This window comes from Cupriavidus sp. H19C3 (assembly GCF_049393815.1).
Taxonomy (GTDB): domain Bacteria; phylum Pseudomonadota; class Gammaproteobacteria; order Burkholderiales; family Burkholderiaceae; genus Cupriavidus.
Map to the genome: position 1 here is coordinate 81,979 of NZ_CP184986.1, position 16,632 is coordinate 98,610.

11 protein-coding genes are annotated in these 16,632 nt (G+C 68.7%); 8 read left to right on the top strand and 3 right to left on the bottom strand.

Translation table 11 applies throughout. The features are described from left to right. Positions 1 to 31 precede the first annotated feature (31 nt). A complete protein-coding gene (gene purB / locus DFLDMN_RS19900; RefSeq protein ID WP_423199598.1) occupies positions 32 to 1,381 on the top strand; it encodes an adenylosuccinate lyase in 1,350 nt (449 codons plus the stop codon). Positions 1,382 to 1,491: 110 nt separating this feature from the next. Here purB and DFLDMN_RS19905 read toward each other — a convergent pair whose 3' ends face one another. The 3 genes from DFLDMN_RS19905 to DFLDMN_RS19915 all read right to left on the bottom strand — a co-directional run bounded on the left by DFLDMN_RS19905 (position 1,492) and on the right by DFLDMN_RS19915 (position 4,952). Further along, positions 1,492 to 2,853 (bottom strand): MmgE/PrpD family protein, encoded by a 1,362-nt coding sequence (locus tag DFLDMN_RS19905; RefSeq protein WP_423199599.1) that lies wholly within the window; start codon positions 2,851 to 2,853, stop codon positions 1,492 to 1,494. Beyond that, positions 2,850 to 3,869 carry a Bug family tripartite tricarboxylate transporter substrate binding protein gene (locus tag DFLDMN_RS19910; protein ID WP_423199600.1) on the bottom strand — a complete coding sequence of 340 codons (1,020 nt, stop codon included), beginning with the start codon at positions 3,867 to 3,869 and terminating at the stop codon, positions 2,850 to 2,852. Before DFLDMN_RS19910 ends, DFLDMN_RS19905 begins: the two co-directional genes overlap by 4 nt. Before the next feature lie 108 nt (positions 3,870 to 3,977). After that, entirely contained in the window at positions 3,978 to 4,952 is a 975-nt protein-coding gene (locus DFLDMN_RS19915) for a LysR family transcriptional regulator (RefSeq protein WP_423199601.1), read from the bottom strand. 123 nt (positions 4,953 to 5,075) lie between these two features. Here DFLDMN_RS19915 and DFLDMN_RS19920 point away from each other — a divergent pair, with 123 nt between their 5' ends. The 7 genes from DFLDMN_RS19920 to pruA all read left to right on the top strand — a co-directional run bounded on the left by DFLDMN_RS19920 (position 5,076) and on the right by pruA (position 16,588). Then, positions 5,076 to 6,305 carry an acyl-CoA dehydrogenase family protein gene (locus DFLDMN_RS19920; RefSeq protein ID WP_423199602.1) on the top strand — a complete coding sequence of 410 codons (1,230 nt, stop codon included), beginning with the start codon at positions 5,076 to 5,078 and terminating at the stop codon, positions 6,303 to 6,305. Beyond that, positions 6,305 to 7,402, top strand: a complete 1,098-nt coding sequence (locus tag DFLDMN_RS19925) for an NAD(P)H-dependent flavin oxidoreductase (protein ID WP_423199603.1) — start codon at positions 6,305 to 6,307, stop codon at positions 7,400 to 7,402. Before DFLDMN_RS19920 ends, DFLDMN_RS19925 begins: the two co-directional genes overlap by 1 nt. Positions 7,403 to 7,428: 26 nt before the next feature. Then, positions 7,429 to 8,433: a Bug family tripartite tricarboxylate transporter substrate binding protein gene (locus tag DFLDMN_RS19930; RefSeq protein WP_423199604.1), complete on the top strand. Its 1,005-nt coding sequence runs from the start codon at positions 7,429 to 7,431 to the stop codon at positions 8,431 to 8,433. Positions 8,434 to 8,444: 11 nt separating this feature from the next. Continuing rightward, entirely contained in the window at positions 8,445 to 9,656 is a 1,212-nt protein-coding gene (locus DFLDMN_RS19935; RefSeq protein WP_423199605.1) for a CaiB/BaiF CoA transferase family protein, read from the top strand. Between the two features lie 374 nt (positions 9,657 to 10,030). Next, entirely contained in the window at positions 10,031 to 13,363 is a 3,333-nt protein-coding gene (locus DFLDMN_RS19940) for a molybdopterin-dependent oxidoreductase (RefSeq protein WP_423199606.1), read from the top strand. A 99-nt stretch (positions 13,364 to 13,462) separates the two neighbouring features. Then, positions 13,463 to 14,917 carry a short-chain fatty acid transporter gene (locus DFLDMN_RS19945; RefSeq protein ID WP_423199607.1) on the top strand — a complete coding sequence of 485 codons (1,455 nt, stop codon included), beginning with the start codon at positions 13,463 to 13,465 and terminating at the stop codon, positions 14,915 to 14,917. 63 nt (positions 14,918 to 14,980) lie between these two features. Then, the gene (pruA, locus tag DFLDMN_RS19950) at positions 14,981 to 16,588 is read left to right on the top strand and encodes an L-glutamate gamma-semialdehyde dehydrogenase (RefSeq protein ID WP_423199608.1); all 1,608 of its coding nucleotides are present in this window, start codon (positions 14,981 to 14,983) and stop codon (positions 16,586 to 16,588) included. Positions 16,589 to 16,632 lie beyond the last annotated feature (44 nt).

Below are 16,632 nucleotides of genomic sequence, written 5' to 3' on the forward strand. Positions count from 1 at the left end.
CATCCACATGCCAATGACGGAGGAGACAAGCATGGGAGCGTATGTCATCGACAGTGCCCTGTTCCGGGACCAGTTCAGCACCGCGCAGATGCGCGAGATCTTCAGCGACGAGCAGACCGTGCAACGGTGGCTCGACGTGGAAGCCGCGCTCGCGCGCGTGCAGGCCCGCCTCGGCATCATTCCGCAGCAGGCCGCGGACGAAATCTGCGCCAAGGCGCGCGCCGAACTGATCGACCTGGCCGACCTCAAGCGCGAGATGGATCGCACCAGCCATCCGATCGTACCGCTGCTGCGCGCGATGAAGAAGGTCTGCAGCGGCGACGCCGCCGAGTACATCCACTGGGGTGCCACCACGCAGGACATTATCGATACCGGCACCATCCTGCAGGTGCGCGACGCGCTGGCGGTGATCGGCAACCGCTATGCCGAACTCGAGGGACACCTGGTCAAGCTGGCGGAGACGCATCGTGACCTGACCATGGTCGCGCGCAGCCATGGCCAGCAGGCGCTGCCGATCACGTTCGGCTTCAAGGCCGCGGTATGGGTCGAGGAAGTGCGCCGCAATCGCGAGCGCTTCGAGGAGATGAAGCGGCGCGTGCTGATCGGACAGTTCTCGGGGGCGGTCGGCACGCTGGCCGCGCTCGGCGACAAGGGCATCGCGGTGCAGGAGGCCCTGTTCGAGGAGCTTGGGCTCGGCTGCCCGCGCATCCACTGGCACGTGTCGCGCGACAGCATTGCCGAACTTGCCTGTGTGCTGGCCATCTGCACCGGCACCATCGGCAAGATCGCGCACGAGGTGTACAGCCTGCAGAAGACCGAGACCGCGGAACTCGAGGAACCGTTCGCGATGGGCAAGGTCGGCAGCAGCACCATGCCGCACAAGCGCAATCCGCCCACGTGCGAGACCGTGGTGGCACTGGCTCGCCTGGTGCGCAATACCGCGCCGATGGCGCTGGAATCGATCATGGCCGAGCACGAACGCGACAAGATCGTGCTGCAGACCGAGCGCGAATTCATTTCGCGCCTGTGCTGCATGTGCGACGCGGCAGCGGCCAAGATCGCCTACGTCTGCGCCAACCTGACGGTGCGGCCCGCCAATATGGAGAAGAACCTGTTTATCCAGCGTGGCCTGCTGATGTCGGAAGCGGTGATGATGGGGTTGAGCGACCGGCTGGGCCGGCAGGAAGCGCACGAGATCGTCTACGAGGTGTGCATGGACGTGTTCGAGCGCGGCGGCGACTTCCGCGAAGCGTTGCTCGCCAACGAGAAGGTGGCGGCCGGCATCGATGCGGCGACCATCGATCGCATGCTCGACCCGCACGGCTATACCGGCATGGCTGGGGCCTTTGTGGATCGGGTGGTGGGCAAGCGCGCGGGGTGAGTGCGGGGCGCGGCGGCGACACCGCTGCCGCCGCCGTAAATCAGTACTGGCAGCACTGATGGGTGGCGGGATTACCGACACCCTTTTTGCGCTGGCAGCGCCTTGCCGCCTTACTGTCGCAGGGGCGCGAAGCAGCGCGCGATATCGTCGAGCGTATCGGCGGCCAGCACGGTGGCGATCAACGCGTCCACGCGCGCAGCGGACAACCCCGGCGTCAGCAGCGCGCGTGCCTTGGCGGCGATGCGCGCCTCCTGGCGGTCGAGGTCGGTCTCGGCGCGGCTGGCATCGCAATGGCTGGTCAGCGTACGGCCAGCGCGCAGCGTGGCCGTCGCCCGCGCATTGGCACGCGCGATGGCCGGCTCGGCATGCACGCGAACGCGGCGACGCAACGCGGCCAGCGCGGGATCATCGAGCGCGTCGTCGAAGCTCGCCGGCGCGACCGTGCTGCGCCCGGACAATGCCAGCGCCGCCATATGCGCGATGCTGAATCTGGCTTCGGACGGTGTGGTCGGATCGGCGATGCAGCAGACATCGAGGTACTGCGGCTCGATCGCGATATCGACGTGCTCGAGTTCGTCGGCCATCGCGCCCTGCCGGCACAGTGCCAGGCAGGCCTCGATCGGCGCCTGGGTGCCGTAGCACGACGCGTGGTACTTGTAGACGATGCCGTGCACGCGCGCGACGGCAGCGTCCTGCCAGATCGCCTCCGCATCCCATGCATCGGCATAAAGCGCGGCAAAACCCCGCTCCCGCTCCAGGATGTCGGGCACGGCGGCAAAGCCGCGCGCGGCCAGGCGCGCGGCGCGCAAGCCGGTGGCCGCGGCGTGGCCGGCATGAAGCGGCTTGCACATGGTGCCGAACAGCGCACGCATGCCACCGGCCTGCGTGGCGGCAATGCCGAGGGCGTGCGCGGTACGCTCCGCATCGAGGCCTAGCAGCGCCGCCACCGCGACGGTGGCGCCGAGCGTGCCGAGCGTCGCGGTGTTGTGCCATCCCTGCCGGTAATGCGCTTCTCCCATCAGCGACGCCACGCGGCTCTGCAGTTCCACGCCGGCGACGAATGCTGCCAGCGCCTGCGCGCCATCATGCCGGCCGGCTTCGGCCTGGGCCAGGATGGCGGGCCAGAGCGGCACGGACGGATGCACGCGCGATTGCAGATGGGCGTCGTCGAAATCGAGCACATGCGAGGCCGTGCCGTTGATCAGGGCCGCCTGCATCGCGCTGGCGCGCGTGCCGTCGATCAGCGTGGCGCACGGCAGGCCGCCTTCGGCGCGCGCCTCGGCCAGCAGGATCTGCACCGGTGGCGCCTGCCACGCCGCGTGCGCCACCGCAAACCAGTCGAGCAGGCTATGGCGCGCGATGCGCATGGCGTCGGCACTGACATGGCCGGCGCCGATCGCCAGGCTGTGCGCCACCAGCTCACGCGTGAGGGCGCGCGTCAATTCGTGCGGCAGCGTCGCGTCGGCGTTCATTTCACCTCCATCGTCGCGAGCAGGTCCTTGGTAATGCCGGCGCGATAGCGCGCGATATCGTCGAGAATGTACTGGCGGAACTTGTCCGTCGGCAGATCCACTTCGCGCGCGCCATCCTGGCGGACCACGCGGCGCAGGCTCGCGTCGCGCAGTCCCGCGGAAATGGCGCGCGACAGCTTCTGCACGATGGCATCGGGCGTGCCGGCCGGCGCGACCAGGCCATACCACTGGGTCACGGTCACATCGATGCCGAGCTCGCGGAAGGTTGGCACATCTGGAAAGGCCGGCGTGCGCTGCTCACCGGTGAGGGCCAGCAGCTTGAGCTTGCCACTTTTCACCTGACCCATGATCGGCGGCGCGGTGGCAAAGAACAGGTCGGTGTGGCCACCCAGGAGATCGGTAATGGCGGGGCCGGAGCCGCGATAGGGAATCGGTGCGATCTCCACGCCCGCCTTGGCCTTGATCATTTCCATGGTCACGTAGCCGACGCTACCTGGGCCGGACGAGCCATAACTGAGCTGGCGCACCCTGGCGTCGGCCAGCGCGGCCTTGGCGGTGCCGTAGCGATCCGCCGCGGCGAACAGCCCGTGCGGGGCCTGCACTACCATGCCGATGGCGACAAAGTCCTCGGGCACGCGGTAGGGCAACTCCTTGCCGCGCAGGGCGGCGGCCAGCGACATGTTGCTGCTCATGCCCATCAGCAGCGTGTAGCCATCGGGTTTGCTGTGCGCCACCTGTTCCGCGGCCATCATGCCGCTGGCACCCCCCTTGTTCTCCACCACGACCGGCTGGCCGAGCGTGCGCGACATCTGATCTGCGATCTGGCGGCCGTAGAGGTCGCCGCCCCCGCCGGGCGGAAAGCCGACCACCAGGCGGATCGGCCGCTCGGGATACTCGGCATGCACGGCCGGCGCGGCCACACCCATCAGCAGGCACAGCAGCCACAGGCGCCACCACGCCGCCGACTGCAGATTGCGCCACGCACGGGTGGCGATACTGTCTCTTGCCAATCTCATCGTTGTCTCCTCGCGAACGTCTGCGGGCCACTGCATCGGTGGCCCTGCAAACGATTCTGGGCGAGGAGCGCGGAATTCCGTGGATGTTCCGGAAACTGGAACGGGCTCTCAGCCGCGTCGCCAGTGGCCTGCCTGCAGCAGCGTTTCGGCCAGCTTTGGAATCATCTGCGCGACTTGCCGTGCCGCCTCGGTAAACGGCCGCTGGCTGCTGGTCGCAAGCACCACGGTCTGGCGCAGCGCGCGGTCGCTGAGCGCCACCGCCTCGAACTCGCCGCGCTCCAGCTCGCCGGCCACGGCGTGATAAGGCAGGACGGAATAGGCGGTGTGGTCAGTCAGGATGCGCTTGATCACCACCGACGAATTGGCCTCCATGCTGACATTGAGCGCGATACGCTGTGCCTGGCCGAGTGCATCGAGCAGATTGCGGATTGCGTTGGGCGGCACCGGCAGGACCAGCGGCAGCCCCGCGAGCTGCCGCATCGGCATCGATGCGGGCACACCGCCGGCCGCGCGCCACTGTGCCCGCATCGACGCGCGGCTGCCCACCAGCATCAGGGGCGTATCGAACAGGCGCCGATAACTGTTGCGTCCCTCGGCGCGATAGCGGTTGAGCACGGCCAGATCGATGCTGCCCTGCGTCAGACGCGTCTCGATATCGCCGCTGTAGCCTTCGACGATGCGCAAGCGCACGGCCGGCAGCCGGGCGCCCACTGCGGCATAGAGATGCGTGGACAGGATCGGCGCAACGGCGGGGACCAGGCCGATGGTCAGCTCACCGCTGATATTGCCGGCCCGGCCGCGCGCGCTTTCCACCAGCCGGCGCGCGCCGTTCAGCAGCGGCTCCGCGTCTTCGAGCACCTGCTCGGCCAGAGCCGTGGTCCGCACGCCGCGTCCGTTGCGATAGAAGAGCGGGCCGCCGAGCATCCGCTCGAGTTCGGCCACCTGGCGGCTTACCGCCGACTGGGCCACGCCCAGTTGCGCGGCCGCGCCCGATACGCTGCCTTCGCGCGCGACCGTGACGAACGTCGTCAGCGCCTTCAGGGTGAGGTCCTGCCCAGTGTCTGCCTGCACGCCGGTACGCATCGGCGTCTCCCGATATCTGTTTTGTGGAAATCTGGTTTCTGCCTGCGGCATTGATTGCAGCATAGCGCCTCTCTATCGTTAGCAGCAAATGACGACGACCTCTTCCCCCAGGAGTGCCTGCCCATGCCGCTGACCGCCCACCATCATCCCCTGGCTCCGCTCGATGCCGACGAGGCGCAGATGCTTGCGCGCGTGCAGTCCCTCGCGCAGGAACATATCGGCCCCATCGCCAACGCGGCGAGTCGCGACGATGCCTTTGCCTGGGACACCTTCCGCCTGCTGGCCGCGCATGGGGTGATCGCTACCGCGTTTCCGCGCGCGCTGGGCGGCAGCGACGCATCCATGTTGCTGCGCGTCAGGATGATCGAGGAGGTCGCCCGGGTATGCAGCACGGCGGCGTCCCTGATCACCGGCACCGACCTGTCGTCGCGGCCGATCGTCGCGGGGGCGCAGCCGGCGCTCGCGCGGCAGGTGGTGCCGCTGCTGGTGCGCGGCGAGCAGCAGTCGGCGTTTGCCCTGACCGAGCCCGGCGCCGGCTCCGACCTCGCGCGGCTGCGTACCGTTGCTGCGCGCGATGGCGATGGCTATCGCCTGCAGGGCGTCAAGAAGTTCATCACGCGCGCCACGGTAGCGGACATGTTTGTCGTGGTGGCCGCGCTGGCCGGGTTGCCGAGCGGCAGCAAGGGGCTGACCGCGTTCCTGGTGCCGCGCGATGCGCCCGGCCTGAGCGTCTCGCCGATCATTCCCAAGCTCGGCTGGCATGGCGTGCCCATTGCCGAGGTGTACCTGGAAGATGTGTTCGTGCCGGCTTCGCACCGCCTTGGCGAAGAAGGCCATGGCATGGCGATCGCGCAGGACACGCTGGTGCGCGCGCGGGTGGGCCACGCCGCGATTGCGCTGGGCCGCATGGCGGGCGCGTTGCAGATTGCCGCGCAGTACGCGGGCCACCGCCAGGTATCCGGCATGGCGGTGGGCGAGCACCAGGGCATCCAGTGGATGCTGGCGGACATGGCGGCGCGCATCGAGGCGGCGCGCTGCCTGGTCTACAGCGCCGCGCAGCGCTATGACCGCAAGGACCCCGATACCTCGATCCATGCCTCCATCGCCAAGATGCATAGCACCGATCTCTGCATGCGTGTGGTGGTCGACTGCGCGCAGGTGCTGGGCGGCAACGGCTATCTGAACGCCTATCCGATCGAGCGCTTCCTGCGCGATGCCAAGATGAACCAGATCGGGGAAGGGACCAGCGAGGTTCACAAGAACCTGATCGGTCGCTACGTGACGAAAACCGCCGCGGCGATGCCGCGTCACCCGTGCCTGGACTTCGAGCCGGACCTGTTCGGGGGCGCGTGATGACGGACTGCCTGACCAACGCGTTGTGCCGGCGCCTGGGTATCCGTTACCCGGTGTTCGGGCTTGCCCATCGCATCGAGGTGGCGGCCGCCATCTCCAATGCGGGCGGGCTCGGCGTCTATGCGGCGGCGCGCGACGGCCCCGACGAGCTGGCGCAGCAATTGCGCGCGCTGCGGGCGCTGTGTCCCGACGTCCCGGTTGCCGTCGACCTGCTGTTGCCGACCGCGCTGCCCGGGGTGTCCACGCCTGCGGACGTGGCGGCGGCGATTCCCGCGCCGCACCGGCGTTTCGTCGACACGTTGTTCGAGCGCTTTGGCGTACCGCCCGCCACGCACGGCAATTTCTTTTCGCAGTACGTGCGCTCGCAGGCGCTGTTCGAAGAGCAGGTGAGCGCGGTGGCGGAAAGCGATATCGATGTCTTTGCCGCGGGTGTCGGCACGCCGCCCGATGCACTCGCGCGCATCCGGCGCGCGGGCAAGCCGGTCATCGCGCTGGTCGGAGCGGTGCGTCATGCGGAAAAGGCCATCGCCGCCGGCGCCGACGTGCTGGTCGCGCAGGGCTACGATGCCGGCGGCCATACCGGCAACGTCGGCACCTTTACGCTGGTGCCGCAGATCATCGCGGCGGCGCGGGGCCGGCCGGTGCTGGCCGCCGGTGGCATCGGCGAGGGCAGCCAGATCGCGGCGGCGCTGGCCATGGGCGCGCAGGGTGCGTGGCTGGGCACGGTATGGCTCGGCAGCAGCGAGCATCGCCTGCCGCAAGCGCTGACCGCGCGCCTGCTCGCCGCCGCCAGCGAGGACACGGTGATTACGCGCGCCCATAGTGGCAAGCCCTGCCGCGTGGTGCGCAGCGCGTTCTCCGATGCGTGGGCCGCGCCCGACGCGCCGGCCCCGCTCGACATGCCCTATCAGCAGGCCCTGACCGGCCGTCTGCTGGCAGCCGTGGAGGAACACCAGATTGCGCCGCTGATGTACGAGGCGGCCGGACAAAGCGTGGCGTGGATCCGCGAGGTGGAGCCGGTGGCCCGCATCATGGCGCGCCTGGTGCGCGAGACGCGGCAGGCACTGGAACATGTGCGCCCCTACCTGCCGGCGTAAAACAATACAGCGATACAGGAGACACCATGAACCGTCGCGCCTTTGGCAAGACCGCCTTGCATACCGCACTGATGCTGTCCGCGCCCGGCTGGCTGCCGGCGCTGGCGCGCGCCGCCACCCCTGCCGGGCCGGGCGGCTTTCCCCACAAGCCGTTGCGCGCGGTGGTGCCGTATCCGGCCGGCGGGGTGGTCGACGTGACCTTGCGCCCGGCGCTGGACCGCATGTCGCTCGACCTTCCGCAGCGCGTGATCATCGAGAACCGCCCGGGCGCGGATGGCCGCATCGCCATCGACTTCGCCAGTCGCGCCCCGGCCGACGGCTATACGCTGCTCGGTGTATCGCCGGTGCTGGTGGTGGCGCAGTCGCTCTATCCGGACTCCGGCATTCGCGTGCAGAACTTCCAGGCGCTCGGCGCGGTGGCCGCGGTGCCATCGGTGGCGGTGGTGCCGGACGGCGTACCGGCGCGGACGCTCAAGGAATTCGTCGCCTGGGCCAAGGGCCGCCCGGATGGTATCAACGTGCCGGTGCCAGGCAATGGCAGCTCGCTGCATCTGGCGCAGGAATTGTTCTTCGACCGCACCGGCATTCGCGCCACCAATGTCGGTTACAAGGGACAGCCGCCGTCGGTGCCGGACCTCGCGGCGGGACAATTGCAGTTCGCGCTGATTTCGCAGAACCTGGCGCTGCCGATGATCCAGGCCAGGCGTCTGCGGCCGCTCGCGGTCAACGCGGAGAAGCGCACGCGCTCGCTGCCCGATATCCCGACCATGGCCGAGGCCGGCTATCCGGATCTGCTGGTGCAGTCGTGGTACGGGCTGGCCGTGCATGCGGGCACGCCGCAGCCGCTGGTCGACTACCTGGCGGGCTCGCTGCAGACCGCGATGGCGACGCCGGACGTGCGCCACAAGCTGGCCGCGCTCGATGCCGAGATCCTGGGCCTGGACGCCGCGCGCTTCGACGCGATGATGCGCGCGGAATCCACGCGCTGGGCCGCGCTGATCAAGGCGCGCAATATCAAGGCGGAAGCATGACGGCGCCCGGCATGGCGGCATCCCCAGCCGCCCAGGGACCGCTCGCGGGCCTGCGCATTCTCGACATGGCGACCGTGGTGGCGGCGCCGCTCGCCTCCACGCTCTGCGCGGACATGGGCGCGGAGGTGGTCAAGCTCGAACTGCCCGATGGCAGCGATCCGTTGCGCGGCCTGGCGCCGGTCAAGGACGGCATGCCGCTGTACTGGAAGGTGGCCAACCGTGGCAAGCGCGGGATTTCGCTCGACGTGCGCAAGCCCGAGGGGCGGGCGTTGTTCCTGAAACTGCTGCCCGGGTTTGATGTCCTGGTGGAGAATTTCCGCGCTGGCACCCTTGCGCGCTGGGGCCTCGACGCGGACACGCTGCGCGCGGCCAATCCACGGCTCACGGTGCTGCGCCTGACCGGCTTCGGCCAGACCGGCCCCTACGCCGGGCGCGCCGGCTTTGCGCGCATCTTCGAGGCAATGAGCGGCTTTACCAATCTGGTCGGCGAAGCCGGCGGCCAGCCGATGCATATGAACTATCCGGCCGGCGATGCGGTGGCGGGCCTGTTCGGCGCCTTCGCCATTGCCACCGCCGCAGCGGAGCGCCGCCTGCATCCGGACCTGCCCGGCCGCGATATCGACCTGTCCGCGACCGAGGCGCTGTTTCGCCTGCTGGAGCCGCTCGCGGTGGAATACGAGCAGTTGGGCCAGGTGCGCCAGCGCGCCGGCAATCAGGCCACCTATACCGCGCCGTCCAACATGTACGCCACGCGCGATGGACAGTGGGTCTCGATGGTGGCGTCGTCGAATCCGATTTTCCGGCGCCTGTGCGTGGCCATCGGCGCGGCGGCACTGGCCGACGACGCGCGCTTTGCCACCAATCCCGCGCGCGTCGCCAACCTGGCGGCGCTCGATGCCGTGATCGCCGGCTGGTTCGGCGCGCACGATTATGCGACGGTGGCGGCGGCGCTCGACGCGCACGACATCCCGTTCAGCAAGATCTTCACTATCGAGGACATCGTGCATGACCCGCATTTCCGGGCGCGCGAGGCCATCGTCCGCTTGCCCGACCCCGAGCTCGGCACCGTGCCCGCGCCGTGCGCGGTGCCGCGCTTCTCGGGGCATGCGCCGCCGGCGCCCTGCACCGGGCCGGCCGTGGGGCAGCACAACGAGGAAATCTACAGTCGCCTCGGCCTGACGGCAGGCGACCTGGCCGCGCTGCGCGGGCAGGGCGTGATCTGACGCGTTCCGCGGAGGCGCGCTGACGGCGTCCTGCCGCTGCTTCGCCCCGGTATGCGCGCCGCCCCAGGGCGGCGCGCCATCCTTCGCCCCGCTCGGGGCAGCCCCCCCATTCTTGACATCCCGTTGCCGGCACGGCGCGCGCTGCCATGTCGGATGCGGCGGCCGAGGCAGGCATCTGCGTTCCTTGGCTATCTGGTAGTGCGTGACACGCTAGAGTGCCAACACCATCCTGCGCATATATTCTGGGAAATAGCGACGTAAAGACGACTTTGCTGCCGGACATTGCGCGTATACCCGTATGGAATGTAGCGCTTTACTGCGTATTATTCGTTTGACGACACCAATGATGTGTCACGCGCTACTAGGAAGATATCATGCAGGTTGCGGGCTACTGCACGCTTTGCCGATCCCGTTGCGGCTCCCTCAACGACATCGAAGGGGGGCGCCTCGTCAAGGTTTCGCCTTTGCCGGGCCATCCCACCGGCGGGGCGCTTTGTGCCAAGGGCAGGGCCGCCCCGGAACTGGTGGCAAGCCCGCTGCGGCTGACCCGGCCGCTGCGGCGCAAGTCGCCGCGCGGCGCGGCCAGGCCAGAGTGGGAAGCCATCGGTTGGGACGAGGCACTCGACGAGATCGCCTCGCGGCTGCTGGCGCAGCGCGCGGCGGGGGGTGCCGAGTCGGTGGCGTTCGCGGTGACTACGCCCAGCGGCACGCCGATGGTCGACAGCTTCGAATGGGTCGAGCGTTTTATCCGCTGCTTCGGCAGTCCCAACCTGCTGTACGCCGTGGAAATCTGTGGTTGGCACAAGGACTATGCGCATGCGCTGACCTTTGGACGCGGCATCGGCGTGCCCGATCTCGATCATGCCGAGGTGGTGGTGCTGTGGGGCCATAACCCCGCGCGCACCTGGCTGGCCCAGGCTTCGCGCGTGGCGGCGGCGCGCCAGCGCGGCGCCAGGGTGGTGGTGATCGATCCCAAGCAGGACGGCTCCGGCCAGCAGGCGGATCTGTGGCTGCGCGTGCGGCCTGGTGCCGATGCCGCGCTGGCCCTGGGCGCGATTCGGCATCTGCTCGTGACACAGAGCTACGACGCGGCGTTCGTGCGGCAATGGACCAATGCGCCGCTGCTGGTGGACGTCGCGTCCGGCCGGCTGATGCGCGCGGCCGAGTTATGGGCCGATGCGCCGGCGAACCACTTCGTGGTCCGCACACGGGCCGGGGAATTGCAACCGTTCGATCCGGCGCTGCCCACGGGCGCGGACGTCGCGCTCCATGTCGAAGGCGAATGCCGCGACCGGTCTGGTCGCGTTCGGCGCCATGCCAGCGTCATGCAACAGCTCCGGCAGCAAGTCGAAGCGTATCGCCCCGCGCACGTGGCGAGCCTGACCTGGATCGCGCAGGAGCAGGTCGAGCAGTTCAACGCGCTGTTCATGCATGCGCCGCGCCTGGCCTATCACGCGTGGACGGGGGTGGGGCAGCATGTCAACGCCACGCAGACCGAACGGGCGATCGCCACGCTCTACGCGCTGACCGGCGCGTGCGATGCGCAAGGCGGGAACCTCTGGACCAGTCCGCCGCCGTATCGGAGCGTCAACGATTACCAGGAATTGCTGCCACCCGGGCAGCGTGCCAAGGCTCTTGGCCTCGACGAGCTGCCGCTGGGGCCGCCGCGCCTTGGCTGGATCACCGCGCGCGACCTTGCCCGCGCCGTGCTCGAGGGCGAGCCCTATCGGGTGCGCAGCCTGGTCAGCTTTGGCACCAACCTGGTGGTGACGCAGGCCGACGCGGCGCGCAACCAGCGGATGCTGGCCGCGCTCGATTTTCACGTGCATGTCGACGTGTTCATGAATCCCACCGCCGAGCATGCCGATATCGTATTGCCGGCCAGCCTGCCGTGGGAACGCGCCGCCCTGAAGTGCGGCTTCGAGATATCGCAGGCGGCGGTCGAGCACGTGCAGTGGCGCCCGCGGATGGTGGCGCCGCCGGGCGAGGCGCGCGCCGACTACGACATCGTGATGGCGCTGGCGACCCGCATGGGCATGGCGGATGCCTTCTTCGGTGGCGACATCGAGGCGGGCTGGAATCATCAGATTGCGCCGCTCGGCATCACGCTCGACGATCTGCGCAAGCATCCGGAAGGCATGCGTTTTCCGCAGCCAGGCGCATATCGCAAGTACGCGCAGCGCCGCGACGATGGCACCGTGGTCGGTTTTGCCACCGCCTCGCGGCGCGTCGAGCTCCACGCCGAAGCCTTGCACCAGATCGGGCAGCCGCCGTTGCCGTCGTTTGTCGAGCCCGCGCGGCCCGGCCCTGCTTTCCCCATGGTGCTGACCACGGCCAAGAGCGGCTGGTTTGTGCATTCCTCGCACCGCCATGTGGCATCGCTGCGGCGCAAGGCGCCTGTGCCACAGGTGCAGATCGGCACCGCGCTGGCGACGTCGATCGGCGTGCATGACGGCGATTGGGTGCGCGTGGTGACGCCGCGCGGCGCGGTCCGTCTCAAGGCGCAGGTCGATGCCGCCTTGCATGCCGAGGTGGCGGTGGCCGATTTCGGCTGGTGGCAGGGTTGCGAGCCACTCGGCCATGACGATACCGATCCCCATGGCACCGGCACCGCAAACATCAACGCCATTCTGAGCGACGACGAACGCGACCCCGTGAGCGGCTCGGTGCCGCTGCGCGCCGTGATGTGCCGCATCGAGGCAGACCTCGCGGCCAATCGCGGCCGCTGGTCCGGCACGCGCACTTTCCGTCTGCTCGCCAGGCATGGTATCGCGGCCGATGTCGAGCGCTTCGATTTCGTGCCCGAGGACGGTGGCCCGCTGCCGGACTTCCTGCCGGGCCAGCATGTGGTGGTGTCGGTGCCCGATATGGATAGCCGGCGCGCCTACTCGCTGATCGGTCCCAATCGTACGCCGCGCTGCCTGTCCATCGCCGTGCGGCTGGCGCGCACCCCGAGCCAGCCGCCAGGGCGCATGTCGTCACGCCTGCATGCGCTGGCGCCAGGCGCCACCGTGCAGCTGTCCGTACCGGCCGGCGTGTTCACCATGCCGACCGCCACGCCGCGGCCGTTGGTATTGGTGGCCGGAGGCATCGGCATTACCCCGTTCCTCGGACTGCTGGAAGCGCTGGCGCAGCAGCGCGACGCCGGCGCGGCCACACCCCCGGTGATGCTGGTCCACACCGCCCGCCCGGGCGCGCCGCATCCGTTTGCCGAGGCGTTGCAGGCGTTGGCCGCGCGCCTCGGCAACGTGCACCTGTCGTTCGTGCACGGCCGTGCGCCGGAGAATTTTCCGCTGCTGGACGCGCCCACGGTCGCGCGCCGGCCGCTGGCCTACCTGTGTGGCGCACCCGGCTTTCTGCGGCAGGTACGCAAGGCCCTGCATGCGCACGGCCTGCCGGACTTCGACATCTTCGAGGAGACCTTCTCCGCCGAAGTGCGGATTCCCCGCACGCTTGCCCCGCAGACCGTCCGCGTGCTCGATGCCGACGCCAGCTTCGCATGGTCGCCTGGGCTTGGCACCGTGCTCGACGCCGCGGACCGCGCTGGCGTCGGGCTGCCGAGCGGGTGCCGGGTCGGGCAGTGCGAAAGCTGCGTCATGACGCTGGTCGAGGGCCAGGTCGCGCATCTGTCGACCTGGGACGGACCGCCCGACCGCTGCCTGACCTGCATGGCCGTACCGCTCACGCCGGTGGTATTGCGCCGCTAGCGCGGTGTGTACGCATGCCGGAGCCCTGACGCACGTTTCGATAGCCGCGACCCCATCTCCCACCCACGCACTGATCCTGCCATCCCAACGAGGAAACCCATGTCGAATCCACAGACCAGGCCCGCCGACGAGCTGGTGCCAGCCTCCTCCGCCACCGAGCGCTTTTCCCAGGCCATTGTCGCCTGGGCCGAGAAGTGGTTCCCAGACGCCTATGTCTTCGTGGTCGTCGCCTGCGCCGTGGTCGGCCTTGGCGCGGCGCTGCACAGCGGCAATCCGATGGCGACCAGCAAGGCCTTCGGGGAAGGCTTCTGGAGCATCATCCCGTTCACGATGCAGATGACGATGGTCGCCATTACCGGCTACGTGCTGGCGATGTCGCCGCCGGTGGCCGCGCTGCTGCGGCGGCTCGCGCAGATTCCGCGCACGTCGCGGGGCGCCATCGTGTTCGTCGGTGTGCTCAGCATCGCGCTGTCGCTCGTGAACTGGGGCCTGAGCCTGATCTTCTCGGGCCTGCTGGTGCGCGAGATGGCGCGCCGCCGTGCGCTGATGCTCGATTATCGGGCCGCCGGCGCGGCGGCGTATCTGGGCATGGGCTGCGGCTTTACGCTAGGCATGAGCTCCTCGGCGGCGCAGCTGCAGGCCACGCCGGCCAGCATTCCGGCGTCGCTGCTGCCGATCACCGGTGTGATCGGCTTCAACGAGACCATCCTCACGTGGCAGAACCTGCTGGTGATCGTGCTGGTCACTGTGGTCTCCGCCGTCATTTGCCATATGACCGCACCCGGCCGCGGCGCCACGCGTACCGCGGAAGATCTCGGCGTGGAGCTCGAGCCGGACCACGTGGCGACGGCACGGCGCAAACGTCCCGGCGACTATCTCGAATTCAGCCCGATCCTCACCATCGTGGTGGTGGTGCTGGCCGGCGGCTGGCTGTGGCAGGCCTTTCGCAGCGGCAACCCGTTCATCACGATGTCGCAGCTGAATACGTACAACTTCGTGTTCCTGCTGCTCGGCCTGTTGCTGCACTGGCGGCCGCGCAGCTTCCTGGAAAGCTTTGTGCGCGCGATGCCGAGCGTCGGCGGTGTGCTGCTGCAGTTCCCGTTCTACGGCGGTATCGGCTACATGCTGACCAAGGTGGCCAACACCCAGGGGGTCACGCTGTCGGACGAGATCGCGCACTGGTTTGTCAGCCTGGCCCATGACTCCGGCATCTTCTCGATACTGGTGGGTGCCTATTCGGCGGTGCTCGGATTCTTTATTCCGTCGGCCGGCGGCAAATGGGTGATCGAGGCCCCGTACATCATGACCGCCGCCAACGACCTGCACGCGCACCTGGGGTGGACGGTGATGGTCTACAACATCGCGGAGACGCTGCCCAACTTCATCAATCCCTTCTGGATGCTGCCGTTGCTCGGCATTCTCAAGCTCAAGTCGAAGGACCTGGTCGGCTATACGGCTGTGCAGTTCCTGATCCATACCCCCATCGTGATTGCGGTGGCCGCGCTGCTGATGTCCACGTTCAGCTACCACCCGCCCGTGATACCGGGCCATTGAGCGCGCCAATCCGACACTACTTTGCGATTTCCATTGCCCCTACCACTGCCTGCCGGACACTTCATGCAAGCCAATCTTCCTCTCAACGAGCCGGTCCTCGACTACGCCCCCGGAGCGCCCGAGCGTGCCGCCATTGCCGCTGCGCTGCGGCGACACGACGGTGTCGTGACCGAGATCCCGCTGCTCATCGGCGGCGAGCGCCTGTACGGCATCGGCACCCAGTCGCTGCATGTGCCGCACCATCACGCCCGCGTCCTGGCCAGCGTGAGCCAGGCCGGCACTGCCGAAGTGCAACGCGCAGTGGCCGCCGCCGTGGCGGCGCAGCACGCGTGGGCCGCCCTGCCGTTCGATGCGCGCGCGGCGATCTTCCTGCGCGCGGCGGACTTGCTGGCGGGGCCGTGGCGGCAACGGCTCAACGCCGCCACCATGCTCGGTCAGAGCAAGACCGTCTACCAGGCCGAGATCGATGCCGCATGCGAGCTGATCGACTTCCTGCGCTTCAACGTGGCCTTTGCGCGTGACCTGCAGCAACAGCAGCCGCTCTCGCCGCGCGGCATGCGCAACATGATGGATTACCGGCCGCTGGAAGGCTTCGTTTATGCCGTCACGCCGTTCAACTTCACCGCGATCGCCGGCAACCTGCCGTGCGCGCCCGCACTGCTTGGCAATACGGTGGTGTGGAAGCCCGCGTTCACCGCGTCGCTGAGCAACTATCTGGTCATGGAACTGCTCGAGGCGGCGGGGCTCCCGCCGGGCGTGATCAATTTCGTGCCCGGTCCGGCCGCGGCGATTTCGGCGGCGGTGCTCGATTCGCCCGATTTCGCCGGCCTCCATTTCACCGGCTCGACCGAAGTGTTCGACGACCTCTGGCAGCAGGTGGCGCACCGCTTGTCGCGCTATCGCGGCTATCCGCGCCTGGTCGGCGAGACCGGTGGCAAGGACTTTGTCGTCGCGCATCGGTCCGCCGATGCGGAGGCGGTGGCGGTGGCGCTTTTGCGCGGCGCATTCGAGTACCAGGGCCAGAAATGCAGCGCCGCGTCGCGCGCATACCTGCCGGCCTCGTTGTGGCCCCGCATCAAGGCGCGCTTGCTCGACGATCTCGGCACGCTCCGCATGGGCGACGTGGAGGACCTCGGCAACTTCATGGGGGCGGTAATCGACCGCAAGGCATTCCAGCGGATCGCGGGCCATATCGACGGCGCGCGCGCGGCCGGCCATGCGATCCTGGCGGGCGGCCAGTACGATGACCGCCACGGATACTTCGTGCCGCCCACGGTCATCCAGGTGTCGGAGCCGCAGGCGGTGACCATGCGCGAGGAGATCTTCGGCCCGGTGCTGTCGGTGATGGTCTATCCGGACCATGCGTGGACCGAGGTGCTGTCGACCGTCGATGCCACCAGTCCGTATGCGCTCACCGGCGCGGTGTTTGCCACCGAGCGCGCCGCGCTGGAGGAAGCGGCCCGGTGCCTGCGCTTCAGCGCCGGCAACTTCTACCTGAACGACAAGCCGACCGGCGCGGTGGTCGGCCAGCAACCGTTTGGCGGCGGCCGGCGCAGCGGCACCAACGACAAGGCGGGTTCGATCCTGAACCTGCAACGCTGGACCTCGCCGCGCACCCTCAAGGAAACCTGGGTGCCGGCGACGGATTATCGCTACCCCTATATGACGTAACGCGTCACTGCGAGCGGTGCGGGCGGTGCGGGCCACGCGGGCAA

Bases quoted from the DNA above. Each gene is read 5' to 3' on its own strand.
- purB (WP_423199598.1), top strand. From the start codon at position 32: ATGGGAGCGTATGTCATCGACAGTGCCCTGTTCCGGGACCAGTTCAGC.
- DFLDMN_RS19905 (WP_423199599.1), bottom strand. From the start codon at position 2,853: ATGAACGCCGACGCGACGCTGCCGCACGAATTGACGCGCGCCCTCACG.
- DFLDMN_RS19910 (WP_423199600.1), bottom strand. From the start codon at position 3,869: ATGAGATTGGCAAGAGACAGTATCGCCACCCGTGCGTGGCGCAATCTG.
- DFLDMN_RS19915 (WP_423199601.1), bottom strand. From the start codon at position 4,952: ATGCGTACCGGCGTGCAGGCAGACACTGGGCAGGACCTCACCCTGAAG.
- DFLDMN_RS19920 (WP_423199602.1), top strand. From the start codon at position 5,076: ATGCCGCTGACCGCCCACCATCATCCCCTGGCTCCGCTCGATGCCGAC.
- DFLDMN_RS19925 (WP_423199603.1), top strand. From the start codon at position 6,305: ATGACGGACTGCCTGACCAACGCGTTGTGCCGGCGCCTGGGTATCCGT.
- DFLDMN_RS19930 (WP_423199604.1), top strand. From the start codon at position 7,429: ATGAACCGTCGCGCCTTTGGCAAGACCGCCTTGCATACCGCACTGATG.
- DFLDMN_RS19935 (WP_423199605.1), top strand. From the start codon at position 8,445: ATGGCGGCATCCCCAGCCGCCCAGGGACCGCTCGCGGGCCTGCGCATT.
- DFLDMN_RS19940 (WP_423199606.1), top strand. From the start codon at position 10,031: ATGCAGGTTGCGGGCTACTGCACGCTTTGCCGATCCCGTTGCGGCTCC.
- DFLDMN_RS19945 (WP_423199607.1), top strand. From the start codon at position 13,463: ATGTCGAATCCACAGACCAGGCCCGCCGACGAGCTGGTGCCAGCCTCC.
- pruA (WP_423199608.1), top strand. From the start codon at position 14,981: ATGCAAGCCAATCTTCCTCTCAACGAGCCGGTCCTCGACTACGCCCCC.